Raw genomic sequence first — 21,598 nt, 5'->3', positions numbered from 1 at the left:
TATTCGTAGGCACTATTGTAACTAAAATATTGTCTTAACGCGTACTAATTTTAATTATGCTGATACTTATTCAAAGTTAAATTTACGCGTTAGATTGTCATTAAGTTAATGTGTTGCTCATTATGGCTATGCTAATATGCGCGTAATCAGCCAGTTTTATGTAAGATATTAAAAGTAAGGATATTTACTTGTTTATTAAGTTTTTACGTTGCATATGTGTTGTGAGCGCTTTAATTGCGACAAATAGCTATGCGGCAGAAAAAGTCATAGAAGATTACGAAATTAAAGGGTTAAGTGGCGATTTAGAAAATAACGTAGCCCTTTATCTCAAGCAATTAATTGGTGAAAAACCAACCCGTACACTTCGTCGTTATGCCCAAAAGCAAGTACAAAATAGCATTAAAGCACTTGGTTATTATAGCCCGACCGTCGAGGTTATTTATGATAAAGACGACAGCGAGTTAATTGTTAAAGTTGAGCGAGGTCCTGCAACTCGCATAGAAGCAATTAATATTACGCTAAACGGCGTTGGCCAGAATGATCCACAATTACAGGCATTAATTAAAAATACCAACTTAAAACAAGGTGATGTTTTAAATCATGGTAGATACGACTCTGCTCATAAAAAAATAGAATCTATGCTATTGGAGCTTGGCTATTTTGATGCAAAGTGGCCAGCGCGCAAATTAGAAGTGTCACTTAAGAAAAATAGTGCTGTTATTACTTTTGTAATTGATACTGGGGTTAGATACCAGTTTGGTGATATAAAAATAGCTAGTAATACGCCTGCTGAAAAATACATACGCTCGCTTGCGCCTTTTACTCAGGGTCAACCTTATAAATCAACACATATTGCTGACTATAATTTGGATTTATCAAGCACCCCTTATTTTGCAAGCGTGCGCGTTTACGCCGATATTGCTGCGCGTAAAAATAGCCAAGTACCTATTAAGGTAGATGTGTTGCACAAGCCTGCAAATAGCTATGAAATTGGCGGCGGTTTTAGTACTGACTTAGGGCCCAAAGTGCGTTTTAAATGGAGTAAACCGTGGATCACAGAAGACGGCCATTATCTCGAAACTAATTTAAATGTGGCGCAAAAGCAGCAAGATATTTCCATGGCTTATACCATTCCAGTTGATGATCCGAATGATGATTTATGGCGTTTTTCTGCTGGATATAAATTAGAGGATGAACTAACAAACGATACCTACAGTGAAATACTCACGGGGCAAATTCAGCGCCAATGGTTAACCGAAAATAAGTGGGTGCGTACTGCATTTTTACGCCGCGACCAAGAAACCTACCGCATCGGTGATGAAGAGGAAGAAAGTACCGAAATGTTAATGCCGGGCATTAGCTACGCCCGCAAAAAATCAAAAGGCGGCACGACTCCATACTGGGGAGAGCAGTGGCTTATATCTGCTGAGTTTGGTTTAGATGATGTGCTTTCGAGTACTAATCTGATTAGGGTGCAAATGCAACATGCGTGGTTACGTACATACTTAGATAAGCATTTAGTGTTTTTAAAAGCAAATGTTGGTGCAATGCTTGTTGATGATATTGAAAACGTACCTTACTCACTGCGTTTTTACGCAGGTGGCGATCAAAGTGTTCGTGGTTTTGCGTACCAATCAATATCGCCAGAAAATGATGATGGCGACCTCATCGGTGGTAAATACTTACTAACCAGTACAATAGAGTACAACTATCAGTTTGCTCAAAACTGGCGCGCAGCTTTATTTGTTGACGGTGGTACAGCAACGAATGATTTTTCTGATGACTTTGAAGTAGGCGCTGGTTTTGGTTTTCGCTATTTAACACCCGTTGGCCCAGTGCGTATAGACCACGCTTGGGGATTAACAAAAGAAAGTAAAAGCACACGTTTAAGTATTACCATAGGGCCAGAAATTTAATGTCAGTATTAAAAAAGATAACAGCCGCCGTAAGTGCTATTTTTGTCACGTTAGTTGTTGCACTATTTTGTTTGTTATTTACCGCACCCGGTAATCAATTTATTGCTTATAGTGCAAACAAAGCGGTAGATGGACTACATATCGTAATTAAAGATGGCCGTTTTATTTATAATGATGCCTTTAATGTGCGCTTTACTAGCAATGGCTTGGATTTTAATGCACAACAATTGAAAATTGATTTGTTTTGGTGGCAGTGCGATGGAATTTGTATAGATAACTTAAGTGCTAAATCTATAAATTTAACATTACCAAAAACTGCAGAGTCACAAGAAGAAGCCGCTGCAGAGCCGCTTGAAAAAATCAGCTTACCTTTTAATATTGCTGTAAAAAACATTGCGATCAATAAATTTACTCTAGAGCACCCAAGTGCAAACGTAAGCGTTAATCACTTTAAACTCTCAGCAAAAGCAGAGGGTTCAAAGCTGACGGTTAAAAGCCTGAATATTCCCACCATACTTGTTGCTTTAAAAGAGCAAGAACAAGATGCGAAAACACAAACGGCGCAAAATACTCAAGCGCCTTTAACGCACCTACCCGCATTACCTAATATAGAATTTACTTCGCCACTTGACTTAGTTGTTGAAGACTTTGAAATAGCTAACATTACGATTGAGCAAAACGAAGCCCAACATGTTATTGAAAACATCTCGCTGCAATTAAGTGTGGAAGATGCGGTTATTAATTTAGAGTCATTCTCAGCAAAGTATGAACAGTGGCAGCTTAATACGCACCTTAATGCTGAGCTTGCAGGGAACTTGCCCGTAAAAGGGGATGTTGTTTTACAAAGTGATGAGCACCAAGCCAATTTGCAGTTGAATGGTGACTTATCAAATCTAAACTTAAATTTAGAAACGCAGGGGCAATATCCACTTAGTTTAACGGCAACGGCAAATTTAAAGCAAAAAAACTATCCGTTTGAGTTAAATGGCAAAATTAAACAGTGGCTTATTGATGCACAAAGTAATGAGCTTAAAGTGCGAAATGTAAGCCTCAATGCACAAGGTAATGCCGACGATTACCAGCTTAGCCTGCAGGGGAATAGCCAATTAGGCGCGTACCCAGCTGTTGACTTAAATACCCAATTAAAAGGCAGTCTCACCAAAGCAACTTTACAAGCGCTAAGCATTAAAGCGAACGAAAGCAGTGCAACTATAAAAGCCAATGTTGATTGGCAAAAAGGCATACAGGCTAACTTTAATGGCACGCTTGCTAACTTAAAAGCGCAGTACTTAACTGATGCCGCTACCAGTGATATTTCAGGACAGTTTAAAGGCTCGTTTAATGCAGCTGACGACAAGTGGCAGCTACAAATGAATAATACAAAGTTAAACGGATTACTTAACGACGTGCCACTAGAATTTGCCTCAAACTTTAAGCTCGACAACACGTTAAAAGCTAATATTGATAGTTTTTATTTAAGTAGCGGCACCAATAAATTAGCACTAAGCGGGCAAGTTGATGACACTTGGCAGGTTGATGGCAAAGTAACGCTTAAAAGTGATGAAAAAGCTAATATTCCATTTACTGCTGATGGCAACGCAAATTTAAAAGTGAGAGGGGAAAGGTTAACGCCCTCTGTTGATTTAGCGCTAATACTCGATCGCTTTATTTTTGATGAAATAAACATTAATAAATTATCAGTAAAAGGGCAGTTAGATACCGCAGCCGATTGGCAAACCGATGTTTCGGTAAGTGTTGGTTCGGCGCTTGTAGCCGAACAGCAAATTAATAGCGTTAAAATTGATATTAGCGGCGACAAAACAGATCACCAACTTACGGCATCTGTAGATGCTGAGCAAGGCAGTGTAGAGTTTGAAGTTAATGGCAAAATTAATAATACCACTTGGAATGGCGAGCTTAGTAATGTAACGCTCAGCGATAAAAAGCTTAGTTTTAGTAATACTAAAAATATTGCCATTATGGTTAATACGCAAAGTGGCGACTTTGATGTAAGTGCACATTGTTGGGCATCTGAGCAAAGTAAATTGTGCATAGACACCTTAGCCCAATCAAAAAACCTCGGTCAGCTAAATGCTAAACTAAGCAATTTAGCTCTTGAGGAGCTTAAGCACTTTTTACCTAATAGCATTCGTACTCGCGGTAATATAACTGGCGATGTAGCGCTTAATTGGCAAAGTGGTGCGCTTAAAACATTACGCGCAAATATCGATTCTAGCGACTTAGAAGCGGTGCTTACCTCGGAAGAAGATCGTTTTAAATTACCAATCGAAACTCTAACTGTTAGTGCATTTTCGGACTCTCAAGTTGGCAAGCTTGAAGCTAATTTAGAATCAAGTGTGCTTGGTAAAATAAACACACAAATTGATATTGACGACATACAAAATACGCAAGCGCTTAACGGCACTATTAATATTGATAAAATACTCCTTTCAGACTTACAACCATTTCTTGAAACCCTTGAGCAGTTAAAAGGTGATATTAGTGGAAAAGTCGCGTTAGCAGGTACGTTAAAAGATCCATTATTAAATGGCGAGCTTAATGTGAGCGATATTAGTTTAGAGGGCGAGCAATTGCCTATAGCGCTGCAAAAATCAAATATAAACGTATTGTTTGATAAAACAACAGCCACAATAAAAGGCAACTTAAACGACAACCAGGGCGGTAAAATAAACCTCACCGGTGACGTTGATTGGCAAGGTGCGCAACCTGCTGTAAATGTGGCGGTAGTTGGCGAGCAGTTTTATGTACGTGCGCAGCAAGGGGTTACTTTTAAAGTATCGCCGGATTTAAAAATAGGCTTGGCTAATAATGCACTCAAGCTTGCTGGTGAGGTAGTTGTGCCTTACGGTCGTATAATGATTGAAGAGCTCCCAGAGGGCGCAGTGCAAGTTAGCGATGATGAAATTATTGTTGATCAAAAAACCGAGGCCACCGAAACAGTTCCGTTTGATTACGACATAGATTTAAAAGTGATTGTCAAAAACGATGTAAAAGTAGAATCGTTTGGCTTGGAATCAAAAGTTGCGGGTGATTTAGCGATAAAAATGAGTCAAGGAGCACCAATTATAGCCACAGGTGAGCTTAACTTAATTGAAGGTACTTACTTAGCCTTTGGGCAAGATTTAATAATCAGCACCGGGCAAGTCGGTTTTAGCGGTTCAATTGAACAACCATTTTTAAATATTAAAGCAATACGTAACCCCGATACGACTGCAAATGGTGTCATTGCAGGGGTTACGCTCACAGGTAATGTTGAACAACCAACGCTCAAAATATTTTCTGAGCCTGCGATGGATCAAGCACAAGCACTTGCATATTTACTTAATGGCCAACCTTTAGGTGATGGAGAAAGTTCGTCAAGCGATGCTATGCTTACACAGTTATTACTCTCTCAAGGGGTTAGCCGCAGCGAAGGGGTTGTTTCTAAGGTAGGTGAAACCTTTGGGCTGTCAGATGTAAGTTTAAGCTCATCAGGTAGTGGTGATAGCACCAAAGTAGAAATATCTGGTTACGTAGCACCCAGCTTACAAGTTAAATATAGCGTGGGTGTATTTGATTCGCTCAGTGAAGTGGCTGTGCGTTATCAGTTACTTTCACAGTTATACATAGAAATAACGAGCGGCCTATATCAAAATGTTGATGTGCTATATAAGTTTGACTGGGAATAACCAAAACTATAATAATTATAAGGATATAAGCGATGAGGAAAATTATATTGCCAGCTCTGCTTAGTGTTTTATTAAGCGGTTGTGCTCAACAATTTGGCAATGATGTTGTTAATCAAGAGCTACCTTTATTGAGCGCGAGTGAAGTTATTGCTAGTGCAACAGACAATGACTGGCGAGTAGTGAACGCCCAAAATATTTTAAAGATAACGCTGCCAACGGGCGATGCGTACATTGAACTTAATGAACTGCTTGCCCCAAAGCACGTTCAAAACATTAAAAAGTTAGCACGAGAAGGGTTTTATAAAAATACCAGCGTTTATCGGTTTGTTGAGGGTTTTGTAGCGCAAGGTGGCGACAGCTTGGGTAAAAAGTTAATTAAAACGGCAGATAAAACAGTCCCTGCTGAGTTTTATTTAACAACAAACAAACCACTTTTAATTACTGAGCTAAATGGCGACGGATATGCACCAGTTACCGGCTTTTTAAACGGCTTTGCAGTAGCTCAAAACTCAGCACATACGCAAACATGGCAAGTGCATTGTAGTGGCGTGTTTGCCATGGCGCGCGACAACGATATAAACAGTGCGAGTACGGAGTTTTTTGTAACAATAGGGCAAGGCCCGCGCTACCTTGATAAAAATATTACTGTGTTTGGTCGATTGCTCGAAGGTATAGAGCATTTTAACCGTTTAGCGCGTACACCAACTGAAGGAAAAGCATTTAACCCAATTACCAATATACAAGTACTTGGTGATGTACAAAGCGATAAAAGTATATTTAAAGTGATGAAAACAAACTCATCGGTGTTTAAAAACTTAATAAATGCTCGTAAAAACCGTGTTGAGCCATGGTTTGTTAAAGCACATAACTACGTTGACGTGTGTGGTATGCCCATACCCACTAAGCGCGAAGTTATACCAATTCCAATAAATAGCTGATCTATTTTACTTGCTAAAACAACCCATTTCTTTGTTGTAAATTTCGCAAAGGGGACAACCATTTACATCAATTTACGCCTAGAACTGAATTGTTTTTTCTGCGTAAAATTTAGATCACATACTTAATGGAATTGGTATTAATTAAAAAATGTAAAAAGGAGCCTAGGCTCCTTTTTTTAATACCCATATTCCAATTAAAAATAACCTACTGACGATTAATTTTAACTGCAAATGGCGTATCGTTATAATGTGTAGAGCGATACGGGTTTATATCAAGCCCACCGCGACGAGTATAACGCGCGTAAACCTCTAACTCTTTAATATTAAGTTGTGTTGTTAAATCGCTATAAATACGCTCAACACACTGCTCATGAAATTCGTTATGTGTTCTGAATGAAATTAAATAACGCAATAACGACTCACGGCATATTTGCTCGCCTGTGTATCGTATAATTACACTTGCCCAGTCAGGCTGGGAGGTAATTAAACAGTTCGATTTAAGTAAATGGCTGTAGAGCGTTTCAGTAACTACTTCATCACTTTTTGCTTTAAGTGAATTAGCATCAATATCGTAATTATTAATCTCAATATCTAAATCATCAATACATTCACCTGGCAGCGCCGTACACGGTAAGCAATTGTAATCATCAGGATTATATAAAGTCACTTTGACAGGGCTGTTAACTGCGTTTGATAAATCATCAATTAAATGCTGTTTTACTACATCAATGCTTTCAAATCGGGTTTGGTTAAAGCTATTTAAATAAAGTTTAAACGACTTTGACTCAATAATATGGCTGCTTTGGCATTCAAAGGTAAATAAGGCCACGGCAACTTGCGGTTTACCTTTATTGTTTAGCCATGAAAGCTCGTAACCTGTCCAAATATCTTGGCCTTTAAATGGAAGCTCTGCTTCGTCAATATTTAAAGCATCACGATTTAGTTTGCGCGCAATAGGGAAAAGCAAGCTTGGCGTGTACACATCTACATACTCAGTAGATTGGCCTAATACGCTACCTTTAAGGTCTGGAGAATTGCTGTAATCTGTCATGTTTGCTCTTAAATAGTTACAATAGGGACATTATATCTAATTTAAATGAGTTTCACAGTATGCCTGTTGCATTGCTTATAGAACAACTTCATCAAACATTTAGCGAAAATACCCTTAAAAACACTACAAAGTACCCACTTATTGCGCACGACGAGCAATGGCCAAGCCCATGTGAAGTTGGTGAGGTTGACGAGCAAGGAAACATTCAATGGCAGGGGGCGCGTCAGCAACCTGCAGGTTCGCTTAATGATTTAGCCAGTGCACTTGAGCTTGAGTTTCCAAAAGCGCTTAGCGAGCTATACGGACATATGTACGGTGGAAGTATTTTAGCAAGTATTGATGGGCACCAGGTTGAATTACTACAAGCATGGAACGAAGAAGACTTTAATTTGTTACAGCAAAATATAACGGGTCACGTTTTAATGAAACGCAAGCTCAAGCAGCCAGAAACAGTATTTATTGGTTTAACAGATCAAGATGATTTACTAGTAAGTGTATTGGTGCACACTGGTGAAGTATGTTTAGAGCATGTTGGCAAAAACACACACCATGTACTTGCTCCCAACATTAATGCTTTTTTAAAGGCATTAGAGGTTTAGAGTCTATTCAACAATCAGCTTGGTGCAGTTAGCACCAAGCTATTGTTGCTCATTAATTTAGTGTAACTACTGAAAATCCCACGATATATTAGACACTAAGCCACAGGGCTCACACCTAAAGTCGAATAACCCAAACCACGATTCAGGTAATTTCCAATCGCCATTACAACTAGGGCATTTTCGTTCAAGTTCAGACGCTTTATCTACGCCGCCTACACGGTATAAATAATAATAGGTTGGCTTTTTAGTTAAAAAACTAATTCGCTTTGTTATGTCTTTTCCGCGTCTATATAAGTCGCTTTTAATACTCGATATTTCTTCAAGCGCCGGAAATTCACAACGGGTTGCGCCGTTAATTTGAATTTGATCGCAGGCTTGCCAATCTTCTTGCCATTTTATAAGCGTTTTATAGTCACCATTAGCAATTGCCGGAATACGAAATAGCGGCACAGGCAAAAAGTCATCACCACAATAAAGCGGGCTGCACGTATGCACATAGGTTGTATATAAAATATAACTTGATGGTTCTTTGCAGCAATCAGCGCCGTTGGAGTGAATATCTTGTCCGATCACTTTTACTTTTGGCGCAAGTAGCCCAGCACTATGTAACTTTTCGATACTGTGCTTAACAAACGGGCTGTTATTTAGCGGGTGCATTGCATCTTCGGTCGGGCACATAACGCGGGTAATAAAAAATCCATCTTTTAAAACGGTTGGAAATTCATCCCCCATTATTTGACCATTAAAACGCAGTGCATTTACTAAGCGATTTATTGCTTGTTCGGCTTGTTCTAGGGTGGTGTCTTGGTAGCAATCAAAAGTTAAATCAACAACGAACATTTATAGTCTCAAATTATTTTTGTTCTAGCAGCGCAAGAAGTTTATCGAGTTTTTGCTCAATTCTATCTAATTGACTTGTTTTAAGCTCAGTATTATCTGACTGCTGTGGGTTTCTCATGAAGTTATTAATTGAATCAGGATTGTTTTTATATTGGCTTACTGCTGCAATAATCATCGGCATTGGAACCGGTTGCGCCAAACGGCTTTTAGTTAGTGCTACAGTAGGGGTTTTGCCTTCATCGAGAAGGGCTTTGATTGCATCAAATACAACTGAATTCATTAGATATATAACTCTTTAATAAAATAAATACGCAGCATATAAATGCTGCGCAGATGCTATGTTAGCAATAAATAAGGGAGGGTACATTAAATAAAATTACTTACTTTGACGAATGCGTACATCTAACTCGTCAATTACTTCACTCCAATCTCCGTCTTGTGCGAGGGATTCAGCTAAAAAGTGCTGTTGTGCCTCATCCCAAAAAGAAGCTTCTTGGAGTAGTGTTGTGTCTTCTAATTCATGTGAGGCAATAAATGCATCTATTTGCTCATCACTATTTGGTAATCCAAGCTGTGCAAAAAGTGTGTTAATGTCGTGTTTTGTCGTATCCATGAAATTGCTCCTTTAAATGAATGAAAATTCATACTAGTACCTAACTGTACCTCCTGCTAGTTAAACTCTCGCTGAATTTACGGTTAATAATTTTAGGTATATAGTTAGGTTTAAAGTTAAACAGCCTATAGCTAAAATAATAAAGGAAATACAATGAGTGTAACCACACCAGCTGATACGTTCAGCGTACAGTATTTAGCTGCAGAAGATATTAGTACTGCAGCGAGCCTAATTTATCAGGCTTATCATGACGATCCTGTATTACTAAACATGCTTAGCTACAATGACGAAAATAAATCAGTTTACGAAAAAAAATTACGATCATTAATTCGCGAAGAACTCAGTAGTTTTTGGCAAGAAAAACAGCCATTAATTGGTTTATACCGCAACGATAAATTAAAAGCAGTAGCGTGTGTATTTGAATCTAATAGCCAATTACAAGCGCAGCGTTATTGGCACTGGCGTTTAAAATTAATGCTGAGTGCGGGCTACTTGCAAACAAATCAATTAATAGATAAAGAACAAACAATTAGAGACGCCCTTAAGCAAAAAGGCAATTACTATTTTTTAGCTTTTATTGCCGTAGATCCGCATTTTCATGGACAAGGCTTTGGTCGTTACTTACTACGTGGGCTTGACGACTTAGTTAAATGTAACGCTGAGTCTACAGGGATGGCTGTATTTGTAACACGTAAGGAGCACATTGAATTTTTTAAAACTGAAAAGTTTGAAGCATTTAAACACCTTACTTTTAACCAAGTAGAGGGCGAGTTACTGTTTAAATCAATAATTGAGCCAACTATTTAAAATTATAATGTAAGCCAATGCGCCCAAACGGACATAAGACCGTGAGATATATCTCACATCATCGTAAGCATTGTCACTTAAAGGCTACTAATAAGTAGCCTTTTTTGTTCTAAGCTATTGTTCTGCAGTATTTATTTTGTTTTTTCATTTTTGTGACGTTTATTTATTTAATGTTAAGTCCTATTTCTCTCCCCTGATTGCTTTAAACTTCTCTTTGTCAAGACGACATAGCTCAATGATTGAGTTACTGCCAAGGATAAGGAATAGGCAACATAGCAGACGCTAGCAGGAAGCATAAAGGACAAGCTAAAACGGATACAAGGAAGAATAAGGAAGTGCATGAAGCACTTAGTAGCTAGGAGTTACTTTAGGATAATCACGGATGACGCTACAGGAAGTAGCAGGAGCGTTAGTTTACGCAGGACAGCCAAGATGGCAAGTGGACATTGCAGGATGCAAAAAGTGGCAGGAGCTACTTTAAAGGATTACCAGGGATGATGCTACGGGACGTAGCCAAACGATAGATTTCGTGGGTTTGCCAAGATGGCTATGGATATTGCAGGATGCAAAAGTGGCAGGAGCTACTTTAAAGGATTACCAGGGATGATGCTACGGATGTAGCCAAACGATAGATTTCGTGGGTTTGCCAAGGTGGCCATGGATATTGCAGGATGCAATGTGAGGGTAAACAAGGTTGTTTACTCGTTCAGGGGATGATAATACGGATTTAAGATAATGGATATCTAGCAGGATGCAGTCCAATTGGGGCGTAACTTTAGTTACGCCTTAGTTTTTTGTGTTGAATTAAATTTATTAATTTAAGACATATACTCCTAAAGTATATTAAGTTTTATATTTTATGGGGTGGAACAACCACACTTTTCAAAAACTCATTTTCCATAATTAACACACCTTGATAAGCATTTTCACCGTCGCTTGAAAACTCAAATATAAATTCACTTTTAATGCCTGGCTTGCCGTTCTTTAAAAAACCAAAGCGGCGTTTTGTGCATGCAACACTCATTAACTGCACCTGCAGTTGCTCACTTTGACGTTTAGCATGAACGTTCGCCGCTTCAGCAACCTTTCGGTTAAGCCAAAATAAGTAAATTACACTACCAATAAGTATGAACGTCCATAAACTTGCCATTTAAGAGAATAACCTTCCAATTGCACGCGCGAGGGTTTCGCTACGATTTTCTTTACGTAATAAGCCTAATAAATGCGGGCGAATAGTTGGTATTGCAACTAAGTCAGCAAAAATACTTGGAAACAATTCTTCAATTTTTTGATGATGCGCGCAATTATCCATAAATACATGTAAGCGTTCAGGGTTTTCTAATTGTTTAAAACACCGCCCAGCTATTGTTAGTAACACGTCTGAGTCGTGCTTCACTGGTGAGCTTAGTACAGTATCAACTAATTGAGCGCATAATCCTTGAGCTTGACCTTTTGAAGCTGATCTTAGTGCTGCGGTTATAGCCACTGTGTCGTTGTTACTAATTGCACCCTGGGTGTAATCAACAAGTAACTCACTCATTGATGTTGGTATTTCAACGTGTTCAAGCATTGCACTGAGTGGTTGTAGTACTTCAATAGGTAAATGCGCCCATGCTTTTTGCAGATTACTTAAGTTTGTATCGCTGTCTAAGCGTAGTGCAAAATCGGCAATACCCTGTAGTGCAACACTTTGCCAATTATCAAAACCAATTTTACCGCTAAAGTACAATTGTGCATGCTCGTAATACTGCGATGCAGGCTGTTTTAATAGTACTTTTACTTGGGCGTTAAATGCCGCTAATTTATTTGCGTTTGGTGTAAAAACATAAGGGTTATTATCAAGCTTTCCATCGGCTTGCTCGCCTGTAATTTCAGTGCCTAGCGCTTGAATAACCATATCAGCAAAGTGATCGCGACTAGCACTTACCAGCATACTTTGCTCATCAAGGGGGAATTTTAAAAACCATACATACGGTTCTTTACTGGCTTTAGTATCCCAAAATTGAATAGCGAGCCATGCATGACCAGCAAGTGGATAAGGGTAAGGCACTTGAGCTTGTTCAATAGCTAAAAATTGTTTTTTATCAAGCTTAGTAATGTGCCTGCCAATATCAAAAGCACGCCACTGAGTACCCGCACTATCTAAAAGCTGACCTAATGTAGCTATTTGATCACTCATTGTTTTCTCAACTGTTTTTACTGCAAAATTACATTAATTATACGTCATAGCCGCTTGTGAGGGAACAGGGTATAATTGCATTACATATATAAAAGAGGGTGGTTATGTACCAGCAAACCCAAACTTATTTAGTGCAGCTAACGGCACTTTTACAAAAACACGCGCTTTGGCAAAGTGAGCCAATAGACGCTGAGGCACTGCTTTCAAATACTCCTTTTTGTCACGATACAATGGCATTTGAGCAGTGGTTACAATTTGTATTTATTGAAAAAATACAGCAATTAATAACACATAGGCAACCACTGCCGCGTAACTTTGCTATTGCCCCTATGGCGCAAATGACACTTGTGAATAAAGCAGGAAGCGATGAAATTATTGAATTACTAACAGCCCTTGATACCTTTTTAGGAGAACCAAATGAGTGAGCGTCCAGCGCCTATTGAATATGGCGAGCTGACTATTTTGTATCAAGATGAAAACTATGTGGCTATAAATAAGCCTTCAGGTTTATTAGTGCATCGCTCGTTTTTAGATAAACACGAAACCCAGTTTGCTATGCAAATGTTGCGCGACCAGCTAGGGCAACATGTATTTCCAGTACATAGGCTCGATAGACCTACGTCGGGCGTATTGCTGTTTGCACTGAGCTCTGAAGCAGCTCGCGATATGAATCAGCTATTTATTGAAGGTACTATTGCTAAGCGCTATTTGGCCTTAGTGCGCGGCTTTGCGCCAGAGTCAGTATTTTTAGATAAACCGCTTAAAGAAGAACTTGATAAAATAGCCGATAAGTTTGCAGATCAAGATAAAGCACCGCAAGAAGCGCAAACCCAGTTTAATTGCTTGCACCAAGCTGCATTGCCTATTCCTATAGGTAAGTATCCAACAGTGCGTTACTCGTTAGTTGAGTGTTTTCCAAAAACCGGGCGAAAGCATCAAATTCGCAGACACTTAAAGCACTTATCACTGCCTATCATTGGTGATGTAAATCATGGTGATAACCAGCATAATCAATTTTTTAGAGAGCATTTTGAGCTAAGACGCTTAATGTTATTTGCAACAGAGCTTAGTTTTGTGCACCCTTATAGTAATGAATCAATAACAATTAAAGCGCCACTAGGTGAAGACATGCTTGAAATATGTAAGCAGCTAGGTTGGCCAGAGCAAGAAAAGGATTATTAATGGCACATATTAGTATTTTTGTAGGCAGCGTTAATGGCGGTGCAGAGCGTTTAAGCGATGAAGTTGCAGCCACAATAGAGCAAGCGGGTCATACTGCTACAGTAATTACAGAAGCATCGCTTGATGATATAAAAAATGCATCGCATATTTTAATTGTTACCTCCACAACAGGCCAAGGTGATGTACCGAGTAATTTGGCCGGATTGTACTTTGCAATGAATAGCACTTTCCCAATGCTTACCGATAAACCGTTTGGTGTAATTGCAATGGGTGACAGATGTTACGGCGATACATTTTGTGGCGCAGGGCGAAGCTTTGACGAGCTACTTCGTGATTTACAAGCAAAGCCTGTGGGCAACCGCCTAGAAATAGATGCATGTGAAGATTTTGAACCGTGGCCGGTAACCGAGCCTTGGTTAAAAGTATGGCTAGAAAAACTACCTGCTTAATCCTTTAATTTTAAAGTATTAAAAAAGGAGCGCATGCGCTCCTTTTTACTTTTAATATAGTTTTATAAATTAACTACTTCTGACATCTACTTTAAGTTTTAGCTTTTGGCCAGGTTGTAAGTATTTTTGACCGGCTAAATTATTCCACTTAATAATTTCGTTAACGCTTAGATTAAACTTAGACGCAATACGTGCAAGTGAGTCACCACGGCGTACTTTGTATGTAATAGTACGGTTGGTACTTGCCGTTGCTTGTGGTTTATTAGCTGACTTATACACAGTAAGTTTTTGATTTAGGCGCAGTACAGAGTTTTTCTTTAGCTTATTCCATTTAGCCAACTCATCCATAGTTACGTCATATTCGCGGCTAATGTCCCATAACGTGTCGCCACTTTTAACTGTGTGCGAAAGCTTTGTGCGAGTTGCTTTATTAGCAGCTAAGCGCATCTGCTTTGGTAAATGTTCGCTATTTATAGCGCCATCAGTAAGCGGGACTAATAATTCTTGGCCTACTTTAATCGTATTTGATTTGAGTTTATTAAGCGATCGGATTGCACTTGAGCTCGTTGTAAACTTTTTGGCAATTACTGATAAGCTGTCGCCTCGAGCCACAATATAACGTTGCCAGCGTAATCTGTTTTTAACATCAGTGTTTGCTAGTTTTTGGCTAAATTGCTCTGCTTTATCTACTGGCAGTAATAAAGAATGTGGGCCATTAGGATCAGTTGCCCAGCGGTTAAAACCAGGGTTTAATCTGTATAGCTCAGTAAGCGTCATATCGGCCATATCAGCAGCAAGTGCTAAATCTATTTGCGAGCCAACATCAACCACTTCAACCACTTGTGCATTAATTACTGGTTGCCATGTAACGTTAAAATCATCTGAGCGTTTTAATAAATCGGCAAGTGCTAATAACTTTGGTACGTAGGCTGTTGTTTCGCTAGGTAAATCAAGAGACCAAAAATCGGTAGGTAAATGCTTTTTACGATTCTTTTTAATAGCGCGCATCAAGCGCCCTTCACCTGAATTATAAGCAGCAATCGCATTTAGCCAATCGCCTTCAAGTGTTTTATGTAAATACGACAAGTAGTCAAGTGCTGCGCGAGTCGACTGCACTATGTCGCGACGACCGTCGTACCACCAGTTTTGTTTTAAATCGAATCGCTCACCGGTTGCAGGCATAAACTGCCAAATGCCCGATGCGCTGCGATTAGAATAACCAAATGGGTCAAATGCGCTTTCTACAATAGGCAGTAGTGCAATTTCGATTGGCATTTCGCGCTTTTCTACTTCTTCAACAATAAAGTGTAAGTAAGGTTCTGCACGTTTAGAAATACGATCTAAATAGGCTTGGTGGCGAGCGTAATAGTTACGTTCAGTAACAACAGGGCGGTTTTGCGGTATTTCGATAGAAAGTTGGTAGCGAATTCGCTCCCACACATCATCAAACACGGGCGCTTCTTGCTCATCAGAGTCAACTTGCTGATATTGTGCGTTTACCATCAATGCATTGTTAATGTCGTTAGGACTTGCGCCTTCGAGTTGTTGGTTTGCTTGCGTGGCAACTTGAGAGTCTGACTCTAATGTTGTCACAGTTTGACAACCACTTAGCGCTAACGCCAAGGCTACTAATAGGGGAGATTTATTCATAAATACCAATACATCGGGTAAAAAACTCGGCGAATACTACCTGTTATGAGTTAACATTGCCACTTAATGACTTTTTAAAACGCAGAAATAGAATCATCACTATATCTTAAGTTAATGATTCTAATGAAATAAATATTAAAGTATTAGTTTTTGCATTAAAAATTGTCTTTGAACTGTCTCAGACTCGCAAAGTTTCCCCAAGGTTCATTGTTTTTTGTAACCGAGATAAATTTCTCTGGCACTAACTCTATAATGGTTGGCAAATCGCTACGCATAAATGGATTTATTTTTAGCTCCTGTCCAATAGAGGTCGGTAGAGAAATTTGATTATTACTGCGTAATTCATCTACTTTTTTACTGTACTCAAGGAGTTCTGGATTGCGTGGTTCAACTGCTTCGGCAAAGGCAAGATTAGCTTGCGTGTATTCGTGCGTGCAATAAACAACACAGCTTGCAGGCAGCTCTCTTAGTTTATTAAAAGATTTCCACATTTGCTCTGGCGTGCCTTCAAATAAGCGCCCACATCCGCCGCTAAATAATGTATCGCCTGTAAAAGCAAGTTCATCATTTGTGTAACAAATATGATCAAGCGTATGCCCAGGAGTTGCTAAAATAGTAAAGTTAATATTAAGCACACTGATGCTTTGTCCATCAGTGAGTGCGTGAGTGACGCCTTTAAATGGACTATTTGCAGGGCCATAAACCGATATATCTGGATAGGCGTCAACTAATTCAGCTACGCCATCAGTGTGGTCGTAGTGATGATGCGTAATTAAAATGCCACCAAGCGTTAGTTTGTGCTCAGCTAAGTACGTTAATACGGGATGTGCTTGGCCTGGATCGACTACCCATGCTTGGTTACTGTTATCGGTAGTTAAACACCAAATGTAATTATCAGAAAAGGCTTTAATTGCTTTGACTTGCACCATGGTAAATTGCTCTATAAAGTGACACTTATCGCATAGTATAACGAGCTCAAAAAATGAAACCAGCCCTTAGTTTTCAAGAAGGACCCAAACCACTGTCGTGGCAGCAGTTTCCTCATGGGGATTATTTACGCACAGATATTGAACGTAAAATGGAGCAATGGCTTCCGCGTATGTTTGGCTATCATATGCTTAAGTTGGGTAATTTAAGTGGCGAATTAAACACAAGTATAAGTACGATTAAACACCAAGTGTGTGTTGCAGAGCCTGGGCCTTACACTGGGGTAGTTGCTGACATAGATGAATTGCCATTTTACGAGCACAGTATTGATGCTTGTATACTAAGCCACTGCTTAGAGTATCATTCAGACCCACATCACATTTTACGAGAAGCACATCGCACGCTTATTCCGGGCGGTTATATACTAGTGACTGGTTTTAATCCGTTTAGTTTGTGTGGGCTTGCACAAATGCTGCCTTTTAGTGGTCAGAAGTTACCATGGACGGGGCGCTTTTTTACCCCTGCGAGGGTTAAAGATTGGCTAAATTTATTGGGTTTTGAAATTGTAAGTGACGAACGTTTTATTTATTCATCACTGGCAAGAGGTAACAGGTTATCAAGATTTGAGTTTTGGCGGACTTTTGCAAAACAGTATTTAAAACCAATGGGCAGTGTTTATATGCTGGTGGCACGAAAAAGAGTTGCGCCACTTACGCCGATAAAACCTAAGTGGCATGCTAGGCCGCAGTTTGCACCAGTAAAAGGGGCAGGGCTTAGACAAACGTCAAAGCAACACTTTAAATCGTGCGAGCAAAAAAATAATACCAATTGCATTAAATAAGTGATCTATCATAGCGCTAAGAAAATAGCACATTAACAAGGCGGAAATTGTGACATATAGTTGTTTTATATGAATAATTTTTAACGCAGTTAGTGAGTTATTTAATGCGATAGAATGAACATGTTTTTAATAAAATTGGTATAACAACTAGCTTAGAATAAATTTAAGGCTGGTAGCCTACATCTTCTAGTAAATCTTTACTGCCAGCGGCATCGCGCGCTAAATCGTCAACTATTTCGTTGTATTTATTGCCGCTATGCCCTTTAACCCACTTCCAAGTTACATTGTGCTCGCTACAGGCTTTATCTAAGCGTTTCCATAAATCGACGTTTTTAACCGGCTTTTTAGCTGATGTTAACCAGCCACGTTTTTTCCAGTTAGTGATCCACGATTCAATGCCTTGCTTAACATATTGGCTATCGGTTGTTAGGTTTACATCGCATTCTCGAGTGAGTGATTCTAGGGCTACAATAGCCGCGAGCATTTCCATTCGGTTATTTGTTGTGAGTTTATAACCTTGGCTCATTTCTTTTTCGTGGCCGTTATAAATCATAAAAATACCATAACCGCCGGGGCCTGGATTACCTAAACATGAGCCGTCGGTGTAAATCTCTACGGTTTTTTGCACTGTTTTACCTTGATCTTATGTACAATAAAGTGATTATAGAAAGATACCAGAATCAGGCTAAATTCGATATGGCACGTAGACAAATAGTTTTAGATACAGAAACCACCGGCATCGACCCTAAACAAGGGCACCGTATTATAGAAATTGGTTGTGTGGAGTTAGTAAATCGCCGTTTAACAGGCAATAATTTTCACGTTTATATAAACCCACAACGCCCAAGTGAAGAAGAAGCAATCGACGTTCACGGTATCACTAACGAATTTTTACGTGATAAACCGTTATTTCATCAAATTGCCCAAGAGTTTTTCGACTATATTGAAGGGGCAGAGTTAGTTATTCATAACGCGCCGTTCGATATTGGCCATATGGATAATGAATTTGCACTACTTAATCAGGGCTATCCTAAAACAGAGACTTTTTGTCAAGTTCTCGACACGCTTAAAATGGCGCGTGACTTGCATCCAGGTCAAAAGAACAATCTTGATGCATTATGTCGTCGTTACGATGTAGATAACGCAAAGCGAACACTTCACGGCGCGCTACTGGATTCTGAAATTTTAGCCGATGTTTACCTTGCCATGACGGGTGGTCAAACAAAGCTGAATTTGAATCAAAACAAAGATGACGGCAGCGAGCAACAGAAAGGCGGTATAAAGCGTTTAAATAGTGATAGAGCCCCATTAGTTGTATTGCGAGCAAGCGACGCTGAGCAAAGCGCACACGAAGCACGATTAGATCTTGTAAACAAAGAAGGCGGCCAATGTATATGGCGCGCAGAATAAGGCGATTTAATGAAGACGATGTATTTTGTAACAGCGTTATGTGCCGCTAGTTTATTTACTGGCAATGCATATGGCGTAAAACAAGTAGAAGTGCTCAAGCGCGATGGGCATCAAAATGAGATCCCTTTACTTGATAATCGTTTTCGCATAGATAGCAAAATAGATGAAATAACACTGCTGTTTTTTAGAAAATCAGGTGCCCCTGCTGTTATTTTAGTGCGGCCCGATGGCAGTAAGTACTTTGCTACTGACTCAGTTAAAAACCCTAACTTAGATTGGTTTGACGAACTCAGCTACGATTTAGTTACCATAAAAAAACCTATGGCGGGTCCTTGGCAAGTAATAGGCAGTATTTTACCCGACAGCAGAATAGTTGTATTAGGCGAAATATCTCTTGAGGCAGAGCCTCTTCCTTCAATGTTGTTTAGGGGGGAGACAATAAAAATCACCGGGAAAATACTAAACGACGGTGAGCCAATTAACACAAACCTATTTAGGGATGTTGTGAGCCTTAATGTTGACTTTGTAAGTACCAACAATGAAAACTTTGCTAACTTTGGCGCAGGCATTCAAGAAGTAGCGGAATTTAAAGACGATGGACGTGGATTTGATGAGCGTCCTAAAGATGGTGTGTTTACCGGCGAGTTTACTTTAGATTTTCCTGCGGGTGAATGGACACCAGAGCTTTACGTGGCAACACCTCTGCTGCAGCGTCGCATTGTGCAAAATACAATAGAAGTGCACGAGCCACCTTTTGTAACCGAAGCCGCGTTAGCAGAGCAAGACACAGACGAGCATCTGTTAACTATAAATATAGACCCAAGTATTGTTAAGCCAGAGACAGTCATCATCCAGGGAAAAATCTACTATCCCAATAACGAAGAGCAAATGTTTACCATAGATGCTGCAGCTAAAGACTCACGTCAGCTTAGTGTTAAAAATTATGATTGGGGTAGATATAGTGTTGAACTGTCTGTTTTTGGCACTAATATTAATGGCCGTGAATTTATGGCAACGCTACCAACGTATAAATTTGAGATAGAACGACCCATAGAAGCGGTGCCCGAAATTGATTCGGCAACAATTATTACGCCAGATAAAATGATTGAGAGTGAGCCTGTTGAAGAAAAAATGGCCACATCGGCAATTATTAGTTTAATTGTAGGCTGCAATACGCTCATTTTATTACTCGGTTGGTTGTTAATTCGTATATTTGTTCAGAAAAAACCGATTAAATTTAAAGTGAAGCTGCCTTTTTTAAAGAAAAAGAAAACAAGTGAAGGTGGTGTTGCCGACACAGGAAAAAATCAAGTCGGTAAAAATGGCTCAAAAAATGACAGATCAGGTGAAATTTTAAACCTTTCGATGACAGATGACTAAAAAACCTATAAAAAAACAAAAAAGCCCTTGACGAAATAGGGGTTGGTTCGTATTATTCACGCCGCTGTCAGGGAGACCTAAACAGCAACGAAAATATGGAGTGGTAGTTCAGTTGGTTAGAATACCGGCCTGTCACGCCGGGGGTCGCGGGTTCGAGTCCCGTCCACTCCGCCAATTTCGTAAAACTTGTAAGTAAAAGCTGGAGTGGTAGTTCAGTTGGTTAGAATACCGGCCTGTCACGCCGGGGGTCGCGGGTTCGAGTCCCGTCCACTCCGCCAACACTTACACAACGTATGGTTGTAAAACATATTCTTATTATGGAGTGGTAGTTCAGTTGGTTAGAATACCGGCCTGTCACGCCGGGGGTCGCGGGTTCGAGTCCCGTCCACTCCGCCAATAAGAAAAAATAACAGTTTAAATATGCGCTGGAGTGGTAGTTCAGTTGGTTAGAATACCGGCCTGTCACGCCGGGGGTCGCGGGTTCGAGTCCCGTCCACTCCGCCAACTATTTAAACAATGTTATATTACAAAATTTGTATGCTGGAGTGGTAGTTCAGTTGGTTAGAATACCGGCCTGTCACGCCGGGGGTCGCGGGTTCGAGTCCCGTCCACTCCGCCAACAAATTAAGTAATAACAAGTATAATGATATCTCTGCGGAGTGGTAGTTCAGTTGGTTAGAATACCGGCCTGTCACGCCGGGGGTCGCGGGTTCGAGTCCCGTCCACTCCGCCATTTGATATCATGATTAAAATTAGTAAGTGCATTACCCCATGCACATACCACTGCGGAGTGGTAGTTCAGCTGGTTAGAATACCGGCCTGTCACGCCGGGGGTCGCGGGTTCGAGTCCCGTCCACTCCGCCACTTGTTATTTCCTCAATAACAAGCTTATAAAATCCTTGATTAAATAATTTAGTAAAACTTTTTTGGCTATCAGCTAAAAAATCGACTTTTTAATATTACCTTACTAATATTCATTTTTTTCTATCTCCATGAATAGTTAAAAACTTAGCACTGAATACCGCTCCAGCCTTAAATTGCCCTATGGTGTCACACATGACGTAATTAGCTCCTATCGGTTATAACGCTAGTTTAAAGTATTTACTCGTGGTAGAGGCTATTTCAGT

Annotated in this window: 20 protein-coding genes and 7 tRNA genes; 18 read left to right on the top strand and 9 right to left on the bottom strand. The window is 39.7% G+C overall.

Annotation, left to right across the window (positions count from 1 at the left end):
• Window positions 1-188 precede the first annotated feature (188 nt).
• From H5157_RS14425 to H5157_RS14415, 3 genes are read left to right on the top strand one after another with little or no spacing between them, the layout of a single operon-like run.
• Entirely contained in the window at window positions 189-1,916 is a 1,728-nt protein-coding gene (locus tag H5157_RS14425) for an autotransporter assembly complex family protein (protein ID WP_182724940.1), read from the top strand.
• Window positions 1,916-5,605 (top strand): translocation/assembly module TamB domain-containing protein, encoded by a 3,690-nt coding sequence (locus tag H5157_RS14420; protein ID WP_182724939.1) that lies wholly within the window; start codon window positions 1,916-1,918, stop codon window positions 5,603-5,605. The genes H5157_RS14425 and H5157_RS14420 overlap by 1 nt, the downstream gene beginning before the upstream one ends.
• Window positions 5,606-5,637: 32 nt before the next feature.
• Window positions 5,638-6,543: a peptidylprolyl isomerase gene (locus H5157_RS14415; protein WP_182724938.1), complete on the top strand. Its 906-nt coding sequence runs from the start codon at window positions 5,638-5,640 to the stop codon at window positions 6,541-6,543.
• Between the two features lie 205 nt (window positions 6,544-6,748).
• Here H5157_RS14415 and queF read toward each other — a convergent pair whose 3' ends face one another.
• Window positions 6,749-7,594, bottom strand: a complete 846-nt coding sequence (gene queF, locus H5157_RS14410; protein WP_039488544.1) for an NADPH-dependent 7-cyano-7-deazaguanine reductase QueF — start codon at window positions 7,592-7,594, stop codon at window positions 6,749-6,751.
• Window positions 7,595-7,653: 59 nt separating this feature from the next.
• Between queF and syd the strand changes: the two genes are divergently transcribed.
• The gene (gene syd, locus H5157_RS14405; protein WP_182724937.1) at window positions 7,654-8,193 is read left to right on the top strand and encodes a SecY-interacting protein; all 540 of its coding nucleotides are present in this window, start codon (window positions 7,654-7,656) and stop codon (window positions 8,191-8,193) included.
• A 66-nt stretch (window positions 8,194-8,259) separates the two neighbouring features.
• On the opposite strand, the gene H5157_RS14400 is transcribed toward syd, so the two are convergent.
• The 3 genes from H5157_RS14400 to H5157_RS14390 all read right to left on the bottom strand — a co-directional run bounded on the left by H5157_RS14400 (window position 8,260) and on the right by H5157_RS14390 (window position 9,646).
• Entirely contained in the window at window positions 8,260-9,033 is a 774-nt protein-coding gene (locus H5157_RS14400) for a Zn-ribbon-containing protein (RefSeq protein ID WP_182724936.1), read from the bottom strand.
• 13 nt (window positions 9,034-9,046) lie between these two features.
• The gene (locus tag H5157_RS14395) at window positions 9,047-9,313 is read right to left on the bottom strand and encodes a hypothetical protein (protein WP_007378199.1); all 267 of its coding nucleotides are present in this window, start codon (window positions 9,311-9,313) and stop codon (window positions 9,047-9,049) included.
• Between the two features lie 96 nt (window positions 9,314-9,409).
• Window positions 9,410-9,646, bottom strand: coding sequence for a DUF2789 domain-containing protein (locus tag H5157_RS14390; RefSeq protein WP_002958240.1), 237 nt, complete (start codon window positions 9,644-9,646; stop codon window positions 9,410-9,412).
• 153 nt (window positions 9,647-9,799) lie between these two features.
• On the opposite strand from H5157_RS14390, the gene H5157_RS14385 reads away from it, so the two are divergent.
• The gene (locus H5157_RS14385) at window positions 9,800-10,453 is read left to right on the top strand and encodes a GNAT family N-acetyltransferase (protein ID WP_024597670.1); all 654 of its coding nucleotides are present in this window, start codon (window positions 9,800-9,802) and stop codon (window positions 10,451-10,453) included.
• Window positions 10,454-11,303: 850 nt separating this feature from the next.
• Here the strand turns inward: H5157_RS14385 and H5157_RS14380 are convergent.
• Together H5157_RS14380 and H5157_RS14375 are read right to left on the bottom strand one after the other, a co-directional pair.
• The gene (locus H5157_RS14380; RefSeq protein WP_002963032.1) at window positions 11,304-11,603 is read right to left on the bottom strand and encodes a DUF3301 domain-containing protein; all 300 of its coding nucleotides are present in this window, start codon (window positions 11,601-11,603) and stop codon (window positions 11,304-11,306) included.
• Window positions 11,604-12,632 carry a DUF3549 family protein gene (locus H5157_RS14375; RefSeq protein WP_182724935.1) on the bottom strand — a complete coding sequence of 343 codons (1,029 nt, stop codon included), beginning with the start codon at window positions 12,630-12,632 and terminating at the stop codon, window positions 11,604-11,606.
• A 104-nt stretch (window positions 12,633-12,736) separates the two neighbouring features.
• Here H5157_RS14375 and H5157_RS14370 point away from each other — a divergent pair, with 104 nt between their 5' ends.
• Genes H5157_RS14370 through H5157_RS14360 form a run of 3 tightly spaced genes read left to right on the top strand, consistent with a single transcriptional unit; the run spans window position 12,737 to window position 14,263 of the window.
• Window positions 12,737-13,057: a YqcC family protein gene (locus H5157_RS14370; RefSeq protein ID WP_002963030.1), complete on the top strand. Its 321-nt coding sequence runs from the start codon at window positions 12,737-12,739 to the stop codon at window positions 13,055-13,057.
• Complete coding sequence (truC, locus tag H5157_RS14365; protein ID WP_002963028.1) at window positions 13,050-13,814, top strand: tRNA pseudouridine(65) synthase TruC; 765 nt, start codon at window positions 13,050-13,052, stop codon at window positions 13,812-13,814. The genes H5157_RS14370 and truC overlap by 8 nt, the downstream gene beginning before the upstream one ends.
• Window positions 13,814-14,263, top strand: a complete 450-nt coding sequence (locus H5157_RS14360) for a flavodoxin (protein ID WP_010553680.1) — start codon at window positions 13,814-13,816, stop codon at window positions 14,261-14,263. Before truC ends, H5157_RS14360 begins: the two co-directional genes overlap by 1 nt.
• Before the next feature lie 69 nt (window positions 14,264-14,332).
• Here H5157_RS14360 and H5157_RS14355 read toward each other — a convergent pair whose 3' ends face one another.
• Entirely contained in the window at window positions 14,333-15,913 is a 1,581-nt protein-coding gene (locus H5157_RS14355) for a LysM peptidoglycan-binding domain-containing protein (RefSeq protein ID WP_149602939.1), read from the bottom strand.
• A 155-nt stretch (window positions 15,914-16,068) separates the two neighbouring features.
• The gene (gloB, locus tag H5157_RS14350) at window positions 16,069-16,842 is read right to left on the bottom strand and encodes a hydroxyacylglutathione hydrolase (RefSeq protein ID WP_182721490.1); all 774 of its coding nucleotides are present in this window, start codon (window positions 16,840-16,842) and stop codon (window positions 16,069-16,071) included.
• Between the two features lie 53 nt (window positions 16,843-16,895).
• Here gloB and H5157_RS14345 point away from each other — a divergent pair, with 53 nt between their 5' ends.
• Window positions 16,896-17,681 carry a class I SAM-dependent methyltransferase gene (locus tag H5157_RS14345; RefSeq protein WP_002963022.1) on the top strand — a complete coding sequence of 262 codons (786 nt, stop codon included), beginning with the start codon at window positions 16,896-16,898 and terminating at the stop codon, window positions 17,679-17,681.
• Between the two features lie 163 nt (window positions 17,682-17,844).
• On the opposite strand, the gene rnhA is transcribed toward H5157_RS14345, so the two are convergent.
• Complete coding sequence (gene rnhA, locus H5157_RS14340; protein WP_002963021.1) at window positions 17,845-18,309, bottom strand: ribonuclease HI; 465 nt, start codon at window positions 18,307-18,309, stop codon at window positions 17,845-17,847.
• 68 nt (window positions 18,310-18,377) lie between these two features.
• On the opposite strand from rnhA, the gene dnaQ reads away from it, so the two are divergent.
• From dnaQ to H5157_RS14295, 9 genes are all read left to right on the top strand, one after another.
• Window positions 18,378-19,091: a DNA polymerase III subunit epsilon gene (gene dnaQ / locus H5157_RS14335; RefSeq protein ID WP_182694170.1), complete on the top strand. Its 714-nt coding sequence runs from the start codon at window positions 18,378-18,380 to the stop codon at window positions 19,089-19,091.
• 9 nt (window positions 19,092-19,100) lie between these two features.
• Entirely contained in the window at window positions 19,101-20,471 is a 1,371-nt protein-coding gene (locus tag H5157_RS14330) for a TIGR03503 family protein (protein ID WP_182724934.1), read from the top strand.
• Between the two features lie 97 nt (window positions 20,472-20,568).
• Window positions 20,569-20,645: transfer RNA gene (locus H5157_RS14325), tRNA-Asp, on the top strand.
• Between the two features lie 27 nt (window positions 20,646-20,672).
• Window positions 20,673-20,749: transfer RNA gene (locus tag H5157_RS14320), tRNA-Asp, on the top strand.
• Window positions 20,750-20,790: 41 nt separating this feature from the next.
• Window positions 20,791-20,867: transfer RNA gene (locus H5157_RS14315), tRNA-Asp, on the top strand.
• Between the two features lie 31 nt (window positions 20,868-20,898).
• Window positions 20,899-20,975: transfer RNA gene (locus H5157_RS14310), tRNA-Asp, on the top strand.
• A 38-nt stretch (window positions 20,976-21,013) separates the two neighbouring features.
• A tRNA-Asp gene (locus H5157_RS14305) sits at window positions 21,014-21,090 on the top strand.
• 37 nt (window positions 21,091-21,127) lie between these two features.
• Window positions 21,128-21,204 (top strand) — tRNA-Asp (locus tag H5157_RS14300).
• 54 nt (window positions 21,205-21,258) lie between these two features.
• Window positions 21,259-21,335 (top strand) — tRNA-Asp (locus tag H5157_RS14295).
• Window positions 21,336-21,598 lie beyond the last annotated feature (263 nt).

It is taken from the genome of Pseudoalteromonas sp. SG43-3, from assembly GCF_014164385.1.
GTDB lineage: Bacteria > Pseudomonadota > Gammaproteobacteria > Enterobacterales > Alteromonadaceae > Pseudoalteromonas > Pseudoalteromonas distincta.
Note: the sequence above shows the minus strand (reverse complement) of the source record. Positions and strands in the feature narration are given on the sequence as shown.

Bases quoted from the DNA above. Each gene is read 5' to 3' on its own strand.
- H5157_RS14420 (WP_182724939.1), top strand. From the start codon at position 1,916: ATGTCAGTATTAAAAAAGATAACAGCCGCCGTAAGTGCTATTTTTGTC.
- H5157_RS14415 (WP_182724938.1), top strand. From the start codon at position 5,638: ATGAGGAAAATTATATTGCCAGCTCTGCTTAGTGTTTTATTAAGCGGT.
- queF (WP_039488544.1), bottom strand. From the start codon at position 7,594: ATGACAGATTACAGCAATTCTCCAGACCTTAAAGGTAGCGTATTAGGC.
- syd (WP_182724937.1), top strand. From the start codon at position 7,654: ATGCCTGTTGCATTGCTTATAGAACAACTTCATCAAACATTTAGCGAA.
- H5157_RS14400 (WP_182724936.1), bottom strand. From the start codon at position 9,033: ATGTTCGTTGTTGATTTAACTTTTGATTGCTACCAAGACACCACCCTA.
- H5157_RS14395 (WP_007378199.1), bottom strand. From the start codon at position 9,313: ATGAATTCAGTTGTATTTGATGCAATCAAAGCCCTTCTCGATGAAGGC.
- H5157_RS14390 (WP_002958240.1), bottom strand. From the start codon at position 9,646: ATGGATACGACAAAACACGACATTAACACACTTTTTGCACAGCTTGGA.
- H5157_RS14385 (WP_024597670.1), top strand. From the start codon at position 9,800: ATGAGTGTAACCACACCAGCTGATACGTTCAGCGTACAGTATTTAGCT.
- H5157_RS14380 (WP_002963032.1), bottom strand. From the start codon at position 11,603: ATGGCAAGTTTATGGACGTTCATACTTATTGGTAGTGTAATTTACTTA.
- H5157_RS14375 (WP_182724935.1), bottom strand. From the start codon at position 12,632: ATGAGTGATCAAATAGCTACATTAGGTCAGCTTTTAGATAGTGCGGGT.
- H5157_RS14370 (WP_002963030.1), top strand. From the start codon at position 12,737: ATGTACCAGCAAACCCAAACTTATTTAGTGCAGCTAACGGCACTTTTA.
- truC (WP_002963028.1), top strand. From the start codon at position 13,050: ATGAGTGAGCGTCCAGCGCCTATTGAATATGGCGAGCTGACTATTTTG.
- H5157_RS14360 (WP_010553680.1), top strand. From the start codon at position 13,814: ATGGCACATATTAGTATTTTTGTAGGCAGCGTTAATGGCGGTGCAGAG.
- H5157_RS14355 (WP_149602939.1), bottom strand. From the start codon at position 15,913: ATGAATAAATCTCCCCTATTAGTAGCCTTGGCGTTAGCGCTAAGTGGT.
- gloB (WP_182721490.1), bottom strand. From the start codon at position 16,842: ATGGTGCAAGTCAAAGCAATTAAAGCCTTTTCTGATAATTACATTTGG.
- H5157_RS14345 (WP_002963022.1), top strand. From the start codon at position 16,896: ATGAAACCAGCCCTTAGTTTTCAAGAAGGACCCAAACCACTGTCGTGG.
- dnaQ (WP_182694170.1), top strand. From the start codon at position 18,378: ATGGCACGTAGACAAATAGTTTTAGATACAGAAACCACCGGCATCGAC.
- H5157_RS14330 (WP_182724934.1), top strand. From the start codon at position 19,101: ATGAAGACGATGTATTTTGTAACAGCGTTATGTGCCGCTAGTTTATTT.